The sequence below is a fragment of the Nocardioides sp. BGA-UO-ETr-FS32 genome, assembly GCF_059567905.1.
Genome location: NZ_JCAQOX010000016.1, coordinates 501,545 through 518,011 on the forward strand (window position 1 = coordinate 501,545; position 16,467 = coordinate 518,011).

The 16,467-nt window shown below is 71.7% G+C and carries 16 protein-coding genes; 12 read left to right on the plus strand and 4 right to left on the minus strand.

Going from position 1 to position 16,467, the window contains the following annotated elements:
• Positions 1–54 precede the first annotated feature (54 nt).
• From AC57BS_RS20000 to AC57BS_RS20015, 4 genes are all read left to right on the plus strand, one after another.
• Positions 55–960 carry a diacylglycerol kinase gene (locus AC57BS_RS20000; protein ID WP_496413196.1) on the plus strand — a complete coding sequence of 302 codons (906 nt, stop codon included), beginning with the start codon at positions 55–57 and terminating at the stop codon, positions 958–960.
• On the plus strand, positions 957–3,761 hold the full coding sequence (locus AC57BS_RS20005) for a DEAD/DEAH box helicase (protein WP_496413197.1): 2,805 nt from the start codon (positions 957–959) through the stop codon (positions 3,759–3,761). The genes AC57BS_RS20000 and AC57BS_RS20005 overlap by 4 nt, the downstream gene beginning before the upstream one ends.
• Positions 3,762–3,863: 102 nt before the next feature.
• Positions 3,864–4,799, plus strand: coding sequence for a 5'-3' exonuclease (locus tag AC57BS_RS20010; RefSeq protein WP_496413198.1), 936 nt, complete (start codon positions 3,864–3,866; stop codon positions 4,797–4,799).
• Between the two features lie 10 nt (positions 4,800–4,809).
• The gene (locus AC57BS_RS20015) at positions 4,810–5,262 is read left to right on the plus strand and encodes an Lrp/AsnC family transcriptional regulator (protein ID WP_496413199.1); all 453 of its coding nucleotides are present in this window, start codon (positions 4,810–4,812) and stop codon (positions 5,260–5,262) included.
• Here the strand turns inward: AC57BS_RS20015 and AC57BS_RS20020 are convergent.
• Positions 5,238–5,624, minus strand: coding sequence for a hypothetical protein (locus AC57BS_RS20020; protein WP_496413200.1), 387 nt, complete (start codon positions 5,622–5,624; stop codon positions 5,238–5,240). The genes AC57BS_RS20015 and AC57BS_RS20020 overlap by 25 nt on opposite strands.
• Positions 5,625–5,780: 156 nt before the next feature.
• Between AC57BS_RS20020 and AC57BS_RS20025 the strand changes: the two genes are divergently transcribed.
• Positions 5,781–5,987, plus strand: coding sequence for a hypothetical protein (locus AC57BS_RS20025; RefSeq protein ID WP_496413201.1), 207 nt, complete (start codon positions 5,781–5,783; stop codon positions 5,985–5,987).
• A 111-nt stretch (positions 5,988–6,098) separates the two neighbouring features.
• On the opposite strand, the gene AC57BS_RS20030 is transcribed toward AC57BS_RS20025, so the two are convergent.
• Positions 6,099–7,043, minus strand: coding sequence for a putative endonuclease domain-containing protein (locus AC57BS_RS20030; RefSeq protein WP_496413202.1), 945 nt, complete (start codon positions 7,041–7,043; stop codon positions 6,099–6,101).
• A gap of 192 nt (positions 7,044–7,235) precedes the next feature.
• Complete coding sequence (locus AC57BS_RS20035; protein WP_496413203.1) at positions 7,236–8,702, minus strand: KamA family radical SAM protein; 1,467 nt, start codon at positions 8,700–8,702, stop codon at positions 7,236–7,238.
• 172 nt (positions 8,703–8,874) lie between these two features.
• Between AC57BS_RS20035 and kdd the strand changes: the two genes are divergently transcribed.
• The 7 genes from kdd to AC57BS_RS20070 all read left to right on the plus strand — a co-directional run bounded on the left by kdd (position 8,875) and on the right by AC57BS_RS20070 (position 15,934).
• The gene (kdd, locus tag AC57BS_RS20040; RefSeq protein WP_496413204.1) at positions 8,875–9,966 is read left to right on the plus strand and encodes an L-erythro-3,5-diaminohexanoate dehydrogenase; all 1,092 of its coding nucleotides are present in this window, start codon (positions 8,875–8,877) and stop codon (positions 9,964–9,966) included.
• Entirely contained in the window at positions 9,966–11,561 is a 1,596-nt protein-coding gene (gene kamD / locus AC57BS_RS20045) for a lysine 5,6-aminomutase subunit alpha (protein ID WP_496413205.1), read from the plus strand. The genes kdd and kamD overlap by 1 nt, the downstream gene beginning before the upstream one ends.
• The gene (gene kamE, locus AC57BS_RS20050) at positions 11,558–12,295 is read left to right on the plus strand and encodes a lysine 5,6-aminomutase subunit beta (protein WP_496413206.1); all 738 of its coding nucleotides are present in this window, start codon (positions 11,558–11,560) and stop codon (positions 12,293–12,295) included. Before kamD ends, kamE begins: the two co-directional genes overlap by 4 nt.
• On the plus strand, positions 12,292–12,702 hold the full coding sequence (gene kal, locus AC57BS_RS20055) for a 3-aminobutyryl-CoA ammonia lyase (protein WP_496413207.1): 411 nt from the start codon (positions 12,292–12,294) through the stop codon (positions 12,700–12,702). The genes kamE and kal overlap by 4 nt, the downstream gene beginning before the upstream one ends.
• 426 nt (positions 12,703–13,128) lie before the next feature.
• A complete protein-coding gene (gene lnt / locus AC57BS_RS20060; RefSeq protein ID WP_496413208.1) occupies positions 13,129–14,685 on the plus strand; it encodes an apolipoprotein N-acyltransferase in 1,557 nt (518 codons plus the stop codon).
• Entirely contained in the window at positions 14,682–15,434 is a 753-nt protein-coding gene (locus AC57BS_RS20065; protein WP_496413209.1) for a polyprenol monophosphomannose synthase, read from the plus strand. The genes lnt and AC57BS_RS20065 overlap by 4 nt, the downstream gene beginning before the upstream one ends.
• Positions 15,431–15,934, plus strand: a complete 504-nt coding sequence (locus AC57BS_RS20070; RefSeq protein WP_496413210.1) for an FxsA family protein — start codon at positions 15,431–15,433, stop codon at positions 15,932–15,934. Before AC57BS_RS20065 ends, AC57BS_RS20070 begins: the two co-directional genes overlap by 4 nt.
• Positions 15,935–15,957: 23 nt before the next feature.
• On the opposite strand, the gene AC57BS_RS20075 is transcribed toward AC57BS_RS20070, so the two are convergent.
• On the minus strand, positions 15,958–16,338 hold the full coding sequence (locus tag AC57BS_RS20075) for an RNA polymerase-binding protein RbpA (protein WP_129454004.1): 381 nt from the start codon (positions 16,336–16,338) through the stop codon (positions 15,958–15,960).
• Positions 16,339–16,467 lie beyond the last annotated feature (129 nt).

Here is a 16,467-nt window from a genome sequence, read left to right on the forward strand (position 1 = left end):
TCCTGGGCGGCCGGTCGCCGTGGCGCGGTCGGTGCCGGGGGATAGGGTCGCGCCATGCACCACCCGGCTGCGCCCGACCACCCTGTGCGTGGGCGAGAGATCGCACTCCTGACCAACCCGACGGCGGGCAGGGGCAAGGGGGCCCGGCACCGCGACGCGGCACTGCTGCGGCTCCGTGCGAGCGGGTTCGTGGTGCGCAACCTCGAGGGTCGCGACGCCGACGAGGCCGCCGACCTCGCTCGCGCGTGCGTCGCCGACGGCGTGGAGGCGCTGGTGGTCTGCGGCGGTGACGGCCTGGTCCACCTCGGCGTGCAGGCGGTCGCCGGCACCGGCGTGCCGCTCGGCCTCATCCCCAGCGGCACCGGCAACGACGTCGCCCGCTACCTCGGCCTCCCGCGCACCGACCCGGTGGCCGCCGCGGACCGGATCATCGCCTCGCGCCGGCGTACGATCGACCTCGCCCGCAGCGGCGACCGCTGGTTCGTCACCGTCCTCGCCGCCGGCTTCGACGCCATCGTCAACGAGCGCGCCAACGCGATGACCTGGCCCCGCGGCCAGATGCGCTACAACCTCGCCACGCTCGCTGAGCTGCGCACGTTCCGTCCCCTCCACTACACCCTCCAGCTCGACGACGAGACGGTCGAGCACGACGCGATGCTCGTCGCGGTCGGCAACGGCCCCTCGTTCGGTGGCGGGCTGCGGATCACCGAGGGTGCCTTGCTCGACGATGGTCTGCTCGACGTCGTGGTCATCACCCGGATGAGCAAACCCAAGCTGGTGCGCTCCTACCCACGGCTCTTCACCGGCCGCATCGACGGTGTCCAGGAGTACGTCCACCGACGGGTGCGCACGGTGACGATCGCGGCGCCCGGCATCGTGGCGTACGCCGACGGTGAGCGCTTCGGCCCGTTGCCGCTCACGGTGGAGTGCGTCCCCGGTGCACTGGAGGTGATCGCATGAGCACCCCTGACGAGGAGCTGTCACCTGCCGAGCGCTACTCGGCGTTCCAGCGACAGAAGCCCTACCCGATGCTCAAGGACTTCGCCGGCCTCTACGGGTTCGAGCTCGACGACTTCCAGGTCCGCGCCTGCCGGGAGATCGAGGACGGTCGTGGGGTGCTCGTCGCGGCGCCGACCGGATCCGGCAAGACCATCGTCGGCGAGTTCGCCATCCACCTGGCGCTCCAGACCGGGCGCAAGGCGTTCTACACGACCCCGATCAAGGCGCTGTCCAACCAGAAGTACCACGACCTGGTGCGGCGCTACGGCGCCGACAACGTCGGCCTGCTCACCGGCGACAACGTCGTCAACGGCGAGGCCCCGGTGGTGGTGATGACCACCGAGGTGCTGCGCAACATGCTCTACGCCGGCTCCCGCACCCTGCTCGGCCTCGGCTACGTGGTCATGGACGAGGTCCACTACCTCGCCGACCGGATGCGCGGCGCGGTCTGGGAGGAGGTGATCATCCACCTGCCGGAGTCCGTCACGCTGGTGTCGCTGTCGGCGACGGTGTCCAACGCCGAGGAGTTCGGCGAGTGGCTGGCCACGGTGCGCGGGGAGACCACCACGATCCTCGAGGAGAAGCGGCCTGTCCCGCTGTTCCAGCACGTCATGGTGGGCCGGCGCCTGCTCGACCTCTTCGCCTCCTCCGACGTCGACGCGAGCGCGGGCTTCGTCAAGGAGGGCGCACCGGTCAACGACGAGCTGACCCGCATCGCCCGCGACGACTGGGCCAGCTCGCGCCTGATGCGCGACCGGCGCTCGCCCCGCAAGGGCAAGCCGGGCTCGTCCAAGAACCCCCGCGCGGTCGGCAACGGGCGCCGCGTGTGGATCCCGAGCCGCGTGGACGTCGTCGAGCGGCTCGACCGCGAGGGCCTGCTGCCCGCCATCATGTTCATCTTCAGCCGCGCCGGCTGCGACGCCGCGGTCTCCCAGCTCGTCCAGGCCAACACCCGCCTGACCACTGCCGCCGAGCGCGACGAGATCTTCGCCCGCGTCGAGGAGGCGTCGCGCACGCTGCCCGAGGAGGACCTGCACGTCCTCGGCTACCACGAGTTCCTCGACGGGCTCACCCGCGGCATCGCCGCCCACCACGCCGGCCTGCTGCCGGCGTTCAAGCAGGTGGTCGAGGAGCTCTTCCAGGAGGGGCTGGTCAAGGTCGTCTTCGCCACCGAGACCCTCGCGCTCGGCATCAACATGCCCGCCCGCACGGTCGTGATCGAGAAGCTGTCGAAGTGGAACGGCGAGACCCACGCCGACCTGACGCCGGGGGAGTACACCCAGCTGACCGGTCGGGCCGGACGCCGCGGCCTCGACATCGAGGGCCACGGCGTCGTGCTCTACCAGCCCGGGATGAACCCGCGCGAGGTCGCCGGCCTCGCCTCGACGCGCACCTATCCGCTCCGCTCGTCCTTCCGGCCGTCCTACAACATGGCCGTCAACCTCGTGCACCAGTTCGGCCGCGCCCGCTCGCGCGAGCTGCTGGAGCAGTCCTTCGCCCAGTTCCAGGCCGACAAGGCCGTGGTCGGGCTCGCCCGCCAGGTGCACAAGGCCGAGGAGGCGCTCGAGGGCTACCGGGAGGCAGCCACGTGCCACGTCGGCGACTTCATGGAGTACGCCGACCTGCGGCGCCGCATCTCCGAGCTGGAGAAGGGCGCCGCGCGGGAGCGCCGCCAGGACCGCCGCGGCGAGGCCGCCGCCTCCCTGGGCAGGCTGCGCCCCGGCGACGTCATCCAGGTGCCGGCGGGGAAGTTCAGCGGGCTGGCCGTGGTCATCGACCCGGGCACGTCGGGCGACGAGCCGCGGCCCTACGTGGTGACTGCCGACCGGCAGGCGCGCCGCCTGGCGATGATGGACTTCCCGGTCCCCGTCGAGTCGATCGGCCGGCTGCGGATCCCCAAGTCGTTCAACGGCCGCAACCCCGGGCAGAGGCGCGAGCTCGCCAACGCCCTCCGGTCGCGGGCCGACTCCTTCGAGGCGCCCGCGCCGCGGCGTACGAAGCAGCACGAGTCGTTCAGCGACACCCCCACCGACCGCGAGATCGGACGGCTGCGCGCCGACCTCAAGGCGCACCCCTGCCACCAGTGCCCCGAGCGCGAGGACCACGCCCGCTGGGCCGAGCGCTACTTCAAGCTCCAGCGCGACACCGAGACGCTCAAGCGCCGCGTCGAGAACCGCACCAACACGGTGGCGCGCACCTTCGACCGGGTCTGCGACGTGCTCACCGCGCTCGACTACCTCGAGGGCGACACGGTCACCGAGAAGGGCTCGCACCTGCGACGGATCTACACCGACATGGACCTGGTCGCCGCGGAGGCGATCCGGGCCGGGCTCTTCGACGAGCTGGCGCCCTCCGAGCTCGCAGCCGTGCTCTCCGCGCTCGTCTTCGAGGCGCGTCGCGCCGACGACGCGTCGTCGCCCAAGATGCCGGGCGGTCGGGTCCGCCCGGTGCTGGGCGAGCTGGTGCGCCTGTGGGGGCAGCTCGACGCGCTCGAGCGCGACCACAGGCTCGACTTCCTGCGCGAGCCCGACGTCGGGTTCGCCTGGGCGGCGTGGCGGTGGGCCGAGGGTGACGACCTCGACGACGTCCTGATGGTCACCGGGCTCTCCGCCGGCGACTTCGTCCGCTGGATGAAGCAGCTGCTCGACCTGTGCGGCCAGGTGGCCGACGCGGCCGGCGACAGGGAGCTGCGCGACACCGCCCGCACGACGGCCAGGCTGCTCAAGCGCGGCGTGATCGCCTACTCCGTCCTCGCGGACTGACCGCCGAGCGAGTCGACCACGGTGAGGCCGGGCCGGCGGGCACGGCCATGATCACGCAGGTCGCGGGCCCGTGCGGCGGAGCCGATGTGGAAGGCTCACGCCATGGCCACCGGCGACCGCCTCCTGCTGCTCGACACCGCCTCGCTCTACTTCCGGGCGTTCTTCGGCGTCCCCGACTCGGTGAAGGCCCCGGACGGCACCCCGGTCAACGCGGTGCGAGGCCTGATGGACTTCATCAGCCGACTGGTGGGGGAGTACGACCCCACGCACCTGGCCTGCTGCTGGGACGACGACTGGCGACCACAGTGGCGCGTCGACCTGATCCCGTCCTACAAGGCGCACCGGGTGGTGCGCGAGGTCCCCGGTCCGCGACCGGACGTCGAGGAGGTGCCCGACCCCCTCGAGGCGCAGGTCCCGGTCATCCTGTCGGTGCTGGAGGCCTACGGGATCCCCGTGGTGGGCCACCCCGAGATGGAGGCCGACGACGTCATCGGCACCCTCGCGACCGGTGCCGGGATGCCGGTCGACATCGTCACCGGGGACCGCGACCTGTTCCAGCTCGTCGACGACGACGCCGCGGTGCGGGTGCTCTACGTCGCCCGGGGCGTGAGCAGGCACGAGCGCGTCGACAACGCCTGGGTGCGGGGCAAGTACGGCGTGGATGCCGGCCAGTACGCCGACCTCGCCACGCTCCGGGGTGATGCCTCCGACGGCCTGCCGGGCGTCGCGGGGGTGGGCGACAAGACGGCCGCGACCCTGCTCAACCGCTTCGGCACGATCGACGCGATCGTGGAGGCCGCGCAGGACCCCGACTCCGACATGGGCCCCGGCCCGCGCGGCAAGGTCAAGGCGGCGGCCGACTACCTGGCAGTCGCGCCCCGCGTGGTCGCCGTACGCCGCGACCTCGACCTCGGGTCGCCCGACCTCGCGCGACCGCGTACGCCCGCGGACCACGACGCGGTCGTGGCGCTGGACGAGCGCTGGGGACTCGGCTCGTCCGCCGTGAGACTCGTGCAGGCACTGTCCGGCTCGGACTAGGGTGCGTCCTGTGAGCTCCTCCGAGGTCGAGTCCAAGGACCGGCAGATCCTGTCCCTGCTGGCAGCCGACGGCCGGATGTCCTTCACCGACCTCGGCAAGGCCACCGACCTGTCGACCTCCGCGGTGCACCAGCGGGTCAAGCGCCTCGAGCAGCGCGGCCTGATCAAGGGCTACGGCGCCACGGTCGACCACGACCAGCTCGGCCGTCCGCTGACGGCGTTCATCTCGATCACGCCGATCGACCCCTCGCAGCCCGACGACTACCCCGAGCGGCTCGTCGGCATCGAGGAGATCGAGTCCTGCTGGTCGGTGGCCGGCGACGAGTCCTACATCCTCAAGATCCGCGTCGCCACGCCCCTCGCGCTCGAGGAGCTCCTCGCCCGCATCCGCGGGGTGGCCAGCGTGTCCACGCGCACCACGATCGTGCTCTCGACCCCCTACGAGAACCGCCCCATCGCCTGAGGCCGAGCGTTGAAGTAGGACCTGGGCAGGTCCTGGCGGATCTGCCCGATGTGGCGCGACACCATGTGCGTGTTGTCGATCAGCCACTCGGCGGCCGGGGTCACCGCGCGTCCCTGCTGCACCTCCGTGTCGAGGGCCCGGTGCGCCGCCGCGATGGCCGCAGCGTCCTCGCTCAGTCGATGGAGGAGCGGGACGACCCGCGGCGGTCTCCGTACGACGACGTGCTCGTCCGCGAGGCTGGCCGCGTGCTGGGAAAACCGGTCCGGGCCGAAGAGCTCGGCGCGGATCGGCGCGTTCTCGCCCCACGGCTCCGTGCCTCGTCGACGGGGCACGGCGGGCGGCGAGGAGCGAAGCTGCGTCATCAGGCACCACCTCGCCGCTCACCGGCAGGAGCCGGCGTCCGGGTCAGTCAAGCACCACCTGCCCCCGGTGCACATCACCCTGAACGGGGACCGGACCCCGCACATCCGCCCACCACGGCGGCGTCGTCGCGCTGGGCTCGCACTACTCTGTGGCGCGTGAGCTCCTTCGAGCGACGCACCACTCTCCTCGACGCCGCCCTCGAGCTCGTCGGCACCGACGCCGCCTGGTCGCACGGCGACGGCCCCGAGGCGCGCGGCTCGGCCGGGGCGCTGCTCCTGCTTCTGTTCGGTCGCCGGCCGGGTCCTGGCGAGCTCACCGGACCGGGGGCGGACACCCTCGCTGCCCGGCTCGGCGCCGCCTGAACCGGGGGCCGCGAACACCGGCTCGCAGAGTCCCCGCTCGAGCGGGGAGTCCGCCACTTCGAGGGGTGTACAACGCCCTCACAGTGTCGGACTACGCCGACAAGACGGCGTTCAGCGCTTCGGGCTGCGGCTGTCCAGCGCCCTCATGATCCGCCGCGCCAGGACGGCGGGACGCTGGAGGTCGGCCCACGTGACGCGGATGCAGATCCATCCCTTCTGCACGCATATCTGCTCCTCCCGACGCTTCTCGCGCATGAGGTAGTCGGCGAGCGACTCACCCGGTCGACGGTGCTGCTCGTACTTGATCCGACCGTCGAACTCGAGGAACACCCCGAGCCCCGGCCACAGGAAGTCGACGATCCCCAACAGGTTGCCGTCCTCGTCGAGCACGCGTACCTGCGGCTCCGGTCGTGGGATTCGCTGCTCGAAGAACATGTGCCAGGTCCGCGCCTCTGCGACGTTGGTGAGGCGGCCGTCGGCGCGGGCCAGGACGAGCCTCGTGCCGAGGCTGCCGGGCCAGTGGCGCGCCGCCGCTGCGGCCTCGTGCAGCTCGGCGACCGTGGCGAGCTCGAGGTGCAGCACACCGCATGCCGCCACCAGCCCGACCTCGGGGCCATGAGCGGTCGCCACCTCGATGGCCGCGCGCGCCGGGTGCACCACCGGGACGCCGTGGTGGACGCTCCACCACCGCGGTTCGAGTACGGCGCGGTGGTGCACGACGCCGGCCTCCCGCCGCCCGGCTCGTCCGTCCGTACGGGTCAGGTGTGTCTCGTCCAGCCCGACGCCCCACAGCGGGACTCCGTGCTCGGCGAGGCCGTTCTGGTGCGACAGCACCGCGGACTCGTGCGCCGTGCGGAGCACCGCTCGTGCGCGCGCACGCATCATGTCGACCCCGTCGACCTCGTGGAGGAGCCCGGTCGGGGCGTACGCGCCGTAGCGCAGCTTGGTCAGCGCGCCGGCCTTCACCTGCGCGTGGATGTCGCGGTCGGTGAGGCCCTCTGCGATCAGGTCGCGCCGTAGCAGGACGTCATTGGGGGACAGCTGGAACTCGGCCATGCCCCAGTGGTGCCCGGGATCACCCGCGGGCCAAACGGGCAGCCGTCCCGCCTGTGGAGAAAGCGCTGCTGGGTGGGGGAGTCCGACACCTGGAGGGTGTTGTACGCCCCTCGAAGTGCCGGACTCCCCGCACGAGCGGGGAGTCCCCGGACCGCGGAAACCCGAAACCCCGGATCCGGGAGAACCGGGGCCTCAGTACGCCTGGAGGGCCGCCGTACGCCGCGACGCCTCGGCCATCTCGGCGGCCTTGAGGGAGGTCTCGTCGAGACGCCCGTGCTCCTCCCACCACTGCTGGCCCGACTCGGGCAGCGTGTGGATCGGGTCGTAGTACTCGTAGTAGCGCGACAGCGCCTCGGCGTCGTCACCCTCGATGGACGTGCGGTAGTTCTTCGTCCAGTAGGAGATCCCGTGCTCGGTGTCGTAGTCGGCGTTCTGGTGCACCCAGCGCTTGCCGACGTACGGCACGTCGCACACGATGCGCGGCGTCGCGAAGCCCGGCAGGTAGCCCATGATGTGGTGCTGGAGGCGCTGCGCGTCGGCGAGCGAGACCCGCCAGTGCTCCGAGAACGGGATCATGTCGCACATGTAGAAGTAGTAGGGCATGATCTGCGCGCCGTCGAGCAGGCGGAAGCACAGGTCGAGCAGCGCGTGCGGGTCGGCGTTGACGCCGTTCAGCAGCACGCCCTGGTTGCGTACGTCGCGCAGGCCGGCGTCGAGCATCGCGCGCGAGGCCTCGGCGACGATGGGCGTCACGGAGCTCGCGTGGTTGGCGTGGGTGTGCATGGCCAGCGAGACGCCGCGCGAGCGGGCCACGGCGGCCACCCGGCTCACACCCTCGACGACGTCGGGCTGCAGCCAGTGCTGCGGGAGGCCGATGAGGGCCTTCGTCGCGAGCCGGATGTCGCGGATGTTCTCGACCTCCAGCACCGACATCAGGAACGCCTCGAGGCGCGGCCAGGGCATGTTGGCCACGTCGCCGCCGGAGACGACCACGTCGCGCACGGACGGCGTACGACGCAGGTAGTCGAGCATGTCGCCGAGCCGGTCGTTGGGCTTGCCGGCGAACTTGAGCTTGTCGATCACCGGCGTCGAGTTGCCGACCAGGTCCATGCGGGTGCAGTGGCCGCAGTACTGCGGGCAGGTCGGCAGCAGCTCGGCGAGGACCTTGGTGGGGTAGCGGTGGGTGAGGCCCTCGGTGGCCCACATGTCGTGCTCGTGCAGCGAGTCGCGCGCTGCGTGCGGGTGCGAGGGCCAGTCGGTGCGCCGGTCGCTCAGCACGGGGATCATGTAGTGGCGGATCGGGTCGGCGTAGAACGCCTCGGTCATCGAGCCGGCGCCCGCGGGCTCGAAGGCCGGCACCATGGTGTTCATCATCTGCGGCGGCACGAGCATCGACATCGTGGCGCGCTCGGCCTGGTCGCGCTCGAGGTCGGCGTAGAACCGCTCGTCGAGCAGGTCACCCATCAGCTCACGCAGCTGCTTGACGTTCTTGATGCAGTGCGCGCGCTGCCACTGCACCGAAGCCCAGTCGGCGGCGCTCACGCCGGCCCACCCTGGGAACCGCGTCCAGTCGGGCTCGACGAGCTCGACCCGCTCGTAGGGGTAGGGCTGACCGGTGGCGAGGGCCAGGTCCAGCGGGCTGGTGGTCTCGATGCTCATGAGATCTCCTTGAAGCGGAAACCCCGGGGTCGCCCCGGGGTTGTGGCCGAGCGGCGTGCCGGTTGTGTGTGCGGCGACACATCTGGAACAGTACGCGGAGAACGTGCGGCCAGTCCAATGCCACGCCGCAAGATTTGCGGCTCTGTGGCGCAAGACAAGAAGGATGACCTGAATGACACCCCCCGCGGACCTCCAGTCGGACCAGCGGACCGGGTTGCCCGTCGGCGATCCGACCGGCCTGCACCGCGTCCTCGACGACGGCGCCGTGCTGCCGCAGGCCGCCCAGCGGCTCGACACCCGCGCCGAGCTGTGGCCCGACGAGGTCCGGGTGCGGGTCGAGCGGCTCAACCTCGACGCGGCGTCGTTCCGCCAGCTCGAGCGCAAGCACACGAAGTACGGCGAGACCGACGCCGACGCCGTACGCGCCGAGGTCCTCGACATCGTCGCCACGCGCGGCAAGATGCAGAACCCCGAGACGGGGTCCGGCGGCATGCTCGTCGGCACCGTCGAGGAGGTCGGACCCGAGTCACCCCTGGGGCTGTCGGTGGGGGACCGGGTCGCCACGCTCGTCAGCCTGACCCTCACCCCCCTCGTCATCGAGGACGGCCTCGCCCGCTGGGACGGCCACAGCGAGCAGGTGCCCTGCGACGGCTACGCCGTGCTCTTCGGCCGCTCGATCGCAGCCGTCATCCCCGACGACCTCGACCCGGCCCTGTCGCTCAGCGTGATGGACGTGTGCGGTGCCCCGGCACTCACCCGGCGGGTCGTGGAGGAGTACGCCGCCCGCGGGCGCGCACCGGTGGTGGCGGTCATCGGCGGGGCGGGCAAGTCCGGCTCGCTCAGCCTCGCGGCCGCCCGTGCGGCCGGCGCGGCGCGCACCATCGGTGTCGTGCCCCACCAGGACGAGCACGACCTCCTCGCCGGAGCCGGCATCGCGGATGCCGTCACGATCGCCGACGCCCGTGACCCGATCGCCCTGCGGGATGCGGTCACCGAGGCCGGCGGCCCGGCCGACCTCACGGTCGTGTGCGTGGACGTGCCCGGCTGCGAGGGCGGCGCGATCCTCGCGACCGCCGAGGGCGGCACCGTCATCTTCTTCTCCATGGCCACCAGCTTCAGCGCCGCGGCGCTGGGGGCCGAGGGGCTGGCCGCCGACGTCCGGATGCTCGTCGGCAACGGCTACGTCCCCGGCCACGCGGCGTACGCGATGGAGCTGCTGCGCTCCGACGCCGGGGTCCGCGCCCTGTTCGAGCGGAGGCTCTGATGGCAGCGAGGAAGGGCAGCCAGCTCGGCATCGACAAGGCCGACGTACGCCGCGCGCGCACGCTCGCCCGCCAGGTCGGCAAGCCCATCGTCGACCTCGCCACTCGCCACACCACGGTGTCGGTGGAGCGTGCCACGCTGCGCCTGGCCGGCCTCGGCGGCGCCGACCCCGACGGCACCCCGTGGGTCAACCGCCTCACCGACGCCGTCCGCGCGGACGTCGGCCTCGAGCACGGTGTCAGCCTGCCCGTGTGGGACGCGCTGCTGCGCGGGGAGGGCGACGACCTGCTCACCCTCGCCCAGAAGGCGGCCGCAGGTTCGGTGACCTTCCGCGTCCCCGAGGGCAAGGAGGCCATCCGCGCGCGGGCGGCTTCGCGCAAGGCGGTCGGCGCCGGCATCAAGCAGATCGACCGCCAGCGTGTCGCACGCGAGAAGATGATCGCCAAGGTCGGCGACGCCCCCAGCAAGCCGTGGATCTACCTCATCGTCGCCACCGGCGACATCCACGAGGACATCCCGCAGGCACAGGCGGCCGCGCGCGAGGGCGCGGACGTCATCGCCGTGATCCGCTCGACGGGACAGTCGCTGCTCGACTTCGTCCCCGAGGGCGCGACCCGCGAGGGCTTCGCCGGCACCTACGCCACGCAGGAGAACTTCCGCCTGATGCGCGCGGCGCTCGACGAGACGTCGAAGGAGCTCGGCCGCTACGTCCGGCTCACCAACTACGCCTCCGGCCTGTGCATGCCCGAGATCGCCGCGCTCGCCGGGCTCGAGCGCCTCGACATGATGCTCAACGACTCGATGTACGGGATCCTCTTCCGCGACATCAACCCGATCCGGACCTTCGTCGACCAGCGCTTCAGCCGCCAGGTGCACGCCCGCGCCGGCATCATCATCAACACCGGCGAGGACAACTACCTCACCACCGCCGACGCGGTCGAGGCGGCGCACACCGTGACGACCAGCCAGCTGCTCAACGAGTACTTCGCCAAGGAGGCCGGCCTCGAGGACTGGCAGCTCGGGCTCGGGCACGCCTTCGAGATCGACCCGGAGGTCCCCGACTCGTTCCGCCTCGAGCTCGCCCACGCGATGCTCGCGCGCGAGCTGTTCCCCGACGCACCGCTGAAGTGGATGCCGCCGACGCGCCACATGACCGGCGACATCTTCAAGGGCTACCTCCTCGACGGCTTCTTCAACCTCGTCGGTGCCATGACCGGCCAGGGCATCCTGCTGGTCGGGATGATGACCGAGGCCGTCGTGACCCCGTGGATCTCCGACCGCGACCTGGCCCTGCAGAACGTCCGCTACGTCATGAACGCGGCCGGCAACCTGCGCGAGGACTTCCACCCCTCGCCCGACGGCTTCATCGCGACGCGTGCGCGCGAGGTGCTCGGCGAGGCGATCGGGCTGCTCCAGCAGATCAAGGACGACAGGGACGCCGCCGGTGACCCGCCGCTGCTGGCCGCGATCGCCGACGGCACCTTCGGTCTGATGAAGCGTCCCGCCGACAAGGGCAGGGGCCTCGACGGCGTCGCGAGGAAGGCCCGCGACTACCACAACCCCGCGACCGAGATCCTGGAAGGAGCCGGCCGATGAGCCTGATCCGCCCCTACGGCGACACCACCGGCGACGGCATGGTGCAGCTCTCGTTCACGCTGCCGATCGAGCACTCCAAGGTCGCCGAGGGCGCCGCGGTGCAGCTCGCCACCAAGATGGGCATGGACCCGGCGCTCGTCGTGCACGCCAAGCCGATGGGGGAGGGCTTCACGTTCTTCGTCGTCTACGGCCGGGTCAACCACCTCGTCGACCCCAGCACCGTCGAGGTGGTCGAGCGTGACTACCCGCTCCTGACGCCCAAGGAGGCCAACGCCGCGATCAAGCGCTCGCTGCGCCGCCGACTCACCGTGGTGGGGGCCTGCATCGGCACCGACGCCCACACGGTCGGCATCGACGCGATCCTCAACATCAAGGGGTTCGCGGGGGAGAAGGGCCTGGAGTACTACCGCGAGCTCAAGGTCGTGAACCTCGGCGCCCAGGTCTCGGTCCCGCAGCTCGTCGAGGCCGCGCGGGAGGAGAAGGCCGACGCGGTCCTCGTCTCGCAGGTCGTCACCCAGCGCGACGCGCACCTGCTCAACACGCGCGAGATGTCCGCGGCGTTCCGCGAGGCCTATCCCGCGGCCAAGCGGCCCCTGCTCGTCGTCGGCGGCCCCCGCTTCGACGAGACGATGGCTGACGAGCTCGGCGTCGACCGCGTCTTCAGCCGGGGTACGACGCCCGGCGAGGTGGCCTCGTTCATCGTCCACCGCCTCACCCAGGAGAAGGCCTCATGAGCGACACCGAGCCGTACGGGGGCCGTGTCGGCACCGTGGTCACCCACCGCCGCTACGTGCCCTACTCCCACGCCCACTACGCCGGCAACCTCGTCGACGGCGCCTACAGCCTCGGCCTGTTCGGCGACGTCGCGACCGAGATGTGCATCGTCCTCGACGGCGACGAGGGACTCTTCGCGTCCTACTCCGACGTCCAGTTCAAGGCCCCGGTCCGCGCCGGCGACGTCCTCGAGATCACCGCGACGCTGGTCAAGGAGGGCACCCGCAGCCGGGTGATGGACTTCGCCGTGCACGTCGTCGGTCGGGGCGCACCGACCGAGGCCGCCCCGGGCGCCGCCGAGGTCCTCGACCCGCCGGTCGTGGCCACCACTGCCACCGGCACCGTCGTCGTACCACCGCGCCGCTGAGGCGGGGAGGTCCGACCCTCGGCGTGTCACGCTGCGACACGCCGCGACCGCCGAGATTTGTCTGACGAGTTTCTCCGCGAGTGCAGTTCGTTGACCTGCGAAAACGCGCGTTCTCGCAGGTCAGACGCGTGTTGACACTCCCCGAGCCGGGAGGGATCGTTCCCCAGTCCGCCTGTGCAGCTCGCGGGTGGCACCTTCGGCAGAGGGGAGACGAGCGTGGGGTACGCGAAGCCAGCGATTCCCACCGTCCGCCGACCCGTCGACGGTGCCCCGCGGGGGCTGGATGCGGGAGGAACCTAGGGGCCTTAGACAACTTCGCGTGCTCGTCAGCCAGTCGGTCGCGCGTTGGTCCGAAGCCCCCTCGTTCCTCCCGCTCCGCTGCAGGCGCCCGATCCTCCCCGCCGTGTCGTCGGCTACGGTCTGTGCGTGCCGCTGCGCTGCCTCCTCGCCCTCGTCGGCGGCCTCGTGCTCGCGGCGGCCTTCGAGCCGGTCGGGCACGCGTGGGTGATGCCACCGGCGATCGCGAGCCTCGTGCTCTCCGTACGCGGTCTGGGTCCCCGGCGGGCGTGGATCCCCAGCCTGCTGTTCGGCATCGGGTTCATCTATGCGGTCATGGTCTGGATGCGGGCAGTCGGCACCGACGCGTGGCTGGCGATGTGCGCGATGGAGGCCGCCTTCTTCGTCCCCCTCGGCATCGGTCTCTCCTGGAGCATGCGCGTGCGCGCGTGGCCGGTGCTCGCCGCGCTGTGGTGGGTCGGCATCGAGACCTGGCGAAGCGGCTTCCCGTTCAGCGGCATGCCCTTCGGTCGCCTCGTGTTCGCCACCGCCGACACCCCGTGGGCCGACGCCATCCCGTGGGTCGGGATGACCGGCGCCAGCTTGCTCGTCGCGCTGACCGGCACGACGCTGGCCTGGCTGCTGCTCGAGGTGCGCTCGCCCACGCGCACGACGTACGCCGCGGCCGCCGGGCTCGCCGTCGTGACCCTGGCGCCCGCGCTGGTGTCGTACCCGCTCGAGCGCACCGGCACCGCGACGGTCGCTGCCGTCCAGGGCGACGTCCCCGGCACCGGGCTCAACGTGCCGGCCGTGCACCGCGAGGTGACCGCCAACCACGTACGACTCACCCGCGAGCTGGCCGACGCGGTCGCGGCAGGGGAGCAGCAGCGACCCGACTTCGTGGTGTGGCCGGAGAACTCCACCGCGGTGGACCCCTTCCTCGACACCGAGATCAACGGCGGCATCGTCGCCGCGTCCGACGCGATCGGGGTGCCGATCATCGTCGGCGGCACCAACAGCAACCCGCTCGACGACACCCAGGTGCTCAACCAGGGCATCGTCTACCAGCCGGGCCTCGGCAGCGGGGACCGCTACACCAAGCGCAACCCGGTGCCCTACGGCGAGTACATCCCCTTCCGCGGCACCAGCTGGATGCCGTCGACCTACGGCCGGCTGACCGAGGTGCCGCGTGACATGGTCCGCGGCACCAGCCTGGAGCCGATCCGGGTGGGCGAGCACCTCGTGGCCGACGCCATCTGCTTCGACGTGGCCTACGACGACGGCCTCGCCGGGCAGGTCGCGCGCGGCGCCGAGCTCGTGACCGTGCAGACCAGCAACGCGATGTTCAGCCGCACCGGCCAGCTCGGGCAGCAGTTCGAGATCAGCCGGCTGCGCGCCCTCGAGACCGGACGGTGGGTCGTGGTCGCCGCGATCAACGGCGTCTCGGGGGTCGTGCGCCCGGACGGCACCGTGGTCGCCTCGGCGCCGGTGCGTACCCAGGAGGTGCTGGTCGAGACCGTGGGCCTCAGCACCACGACCACCCCGGCCGTACGCCTCGGGGTCTGGCCGGCGCGACTCGCGCTGATCTTCCTCGTCCTGCACACCGCGGCCGTCGCCGTCACCTATCGTCGTCGCCGGTCGGGCACCCGCCCTGACCACCCGTCCCTCCACCCCGTGGAGCCCCTGGAGCGAGGTACGCCCGCGTGAGTGTCGACGGTCTCGGCCGCTGCGTCATGGTCATCCCGACCTACAACGAGGCGGACAACCTCGCGTGGATCATCGGTCGGCTGCGGAAGGCCCAGCCGGGCGTCGACGTGCTGGTGGTGGACGACAACAGCCCCGACGGCACCGGCGGCCTCGCCGACGGGCTCGCGGCCGCCGACCCGGCGATCAGCGTCGTGCACCGGACGGAGAAGGCCGGGCTGGGTGCGGCGTACCTCCACGGCTTCGACGTCGCGCTCCGCGCGGGATACGACGTCGTCGGGGAGATGGACGCCGACGGCTCGCACCAGCCCGAGCAGCTCGAGCGGCTCCTCGACGCGCTCCGGGACGCCGACCTGGTGATCGGCTCGCGCTACGTCCCGGGCGGCTCGGTGGTCAACTGGCCGCTCCAGCGGCTCCTGCTCTCGCGGGGCGGCAACCTCTACGTCCGGCTGCTGCTCGGGATCCGGGTGAAGGACGCGACGGCCGGCTACCGCCTGTTCCGGCGAACGACGCTGGACGCGATCGACCTTGGCTCGGTGAGGTCTACTGGATACGTGTTCCAGACCGACCTCGCCTACCGCACCCTCAGCCGCGGTCTCCGGATCGCCGAGGTGCCGATCGACTTCGTCGAGCGCGAGCGCGGCGACTCCAAGATGAGCGGACAGGTGGCCAGCGAGTCGCTGCGGAGGATCACCCGGTGGGGCCTGTCGGAGCGGCGCGCCCAGCTGCGGCGGCGCTGGAGCCGGGCATGACCCACCCCGCCGCACCCCGTACGGGACCGCGCCGCAGGCGTTGGTTGCGGCCGCTCCTGGCCGCGGCGTTCGTGGTGGTGCCGCTGGTCGAGATCTGGGTGATCCTCCAGGTCGGCCAGCTGGTCGGACCGTGGTGGACGATCGTGCTCCTCGTGCTCGACAGCATGGTCGGGGCCTGGCTCATCAAGCGCGAGGGTGGACGCGCGTGGCAGGCGCTGCGCGCCGCCCTCCAGAACGGCCGGATGCCCGCCCGCGAGATCGCCGACGGCGCGCTCATCCTGATCGGCGGCACGCTCATGCTGAGCCCGGGCTTCGTCCTCGACGTCGCCGGCATCCTGCTGATCCTGCCGTTCACGCGCCCGGTGGCCAGGCGACTGCTGACCACGGTCGTCGAGCGCCGGCTCGTGGCCACGCCCGGCTTCGGTGTGCCGTTCGGAAATGGCGGACGCCCCGGCCCCGGGCCCGGAGGCCCGGTGGTCCGGGGCGACGTCGTCGAGTGACTCGCTCGGCTTGACCTCTCGGCTCAGCTGACGCGCTTCTTCTTGTTGGCGCGGTGCAGGTGCGCGGGGCCGATCTCGCCGCCACGCAGCAGCTCGAGGCGCTCCTTGAGGATGTCCTCGAGCTCCTTCTCCGAGCGCCGCTCCAAGAGCATGTCCCAGTGCGTGCGGGCCGGCTTCTCGACCTTCTCCTCGGGCAGGATCCCCGCGGTGCTCAAGGCCTCGGCGCCGCAGCGCGGGCACTCCCACACGGCCGGGATGTCGGCCTCGACCGACATCGTGACCTCGAAGTCGTGCCCCTGCTTGCACCGGTAACCGACCTGCTGACGAGCTGCGAACTCGATGCCGCGCTCGTCCTCGAAACTCTGGCCGCCGAGCCTCGCGCCACGCAGTGTGCGCTCCGCCACCGTGCCCACCTCCATTGGGTTGCTGACACCCGTTGTGTTTGTGTTCGGGTCCTTTCCAGTACGACGAGCCAGACCGTGGTCCATGACGCCGCTCGTGGCGACGCCGCTCGGGCGTACCGGAACTTCTAC

What these genes read in the sequence shown, in the direction of transcription:
- AC57BS_RS20000 (WP_496413196.1), top strand. Translation starts at nt 55, where the DNA reads ATGCACCACCCGGCTGCGCCCGACCACCCTGTGCGTGGGCGAGAGATC.
- AC57BS_RS20005 (WP_496413197.1), top strand. Translation starts at nt 957, where the DNA reads ATGAGCACCCCTGACGAGGAGCTGTCACCTGCCGAGCGCTACTCGGCG.
- AC57BS_RS20010 (WP_496413198.1), top strand. Translation starts at nt 3,864, where the DNA reads ATGGCCACCGGCGACCGCCTCCTGCTGCTCGACACCGCCTCGCTCTAC.
- AC57BS_RS20020 (WP_496413200.1), bottom strand. Translation starts at nt 5,624, where the DNA reads ATGACGCAGCTTCGCTCCTCGCCGCCCGCCGTGCCCCGTCGACGAGGC.
- AC57BS_RS20030 (WP_496413202.1), bottom strand. Translation starts at nt 7,043, where the DNA reads ATGGCCGAGTTCCAGCTGTCCCCCAATGACGTCCTGCTACGGCGCGAC.
- AC57BS_RS20035 (WP_496413203.1), bottom strand. Translation starts at nt 8,702, where the DNA reads ATGAGCATCGAGACCACCAGCCCGCTGGACCTGGCCCTCGCCACCGGT.
- kdd (WP_496413204.1), top strand. Translation starts at nt 8,875, where the DNA reads ATGACACCCCCCGCGGACCTCCAGTCGGACCAGCGGACCGGGTTGCCC.
- kamD (WP_496413205.1), top strand. Translation starts at nt 9,966, where the DNA reads ATGGCAGCGAGGAAGGGCAGCCAGCTCGGCATCGACAAGGCCGACGTA.
- kamE (WP_496413206.1), top strand. Translation starts at nt 11,558, where the DNA reads ATGAGCCTGATCCGCCCCTACGGCGACACCACCGGCGACGGCATGGTG.
- kal (WP_496413207.1), top strand. Translation starts at nt 12,292, where the DNA reads ATGAGCGACACCGAGCCGTACGGGGGCCGTGTCGGCACCGTGGTCACC.
- AC57BS_RS20070 (WP_496413210.1), top strand. Translation starts at nt 15,431, where the DNA reads ATGACCCACCCCGCCGCACCCCGTACGGGACCGCGCCGCAGGCGTTGG.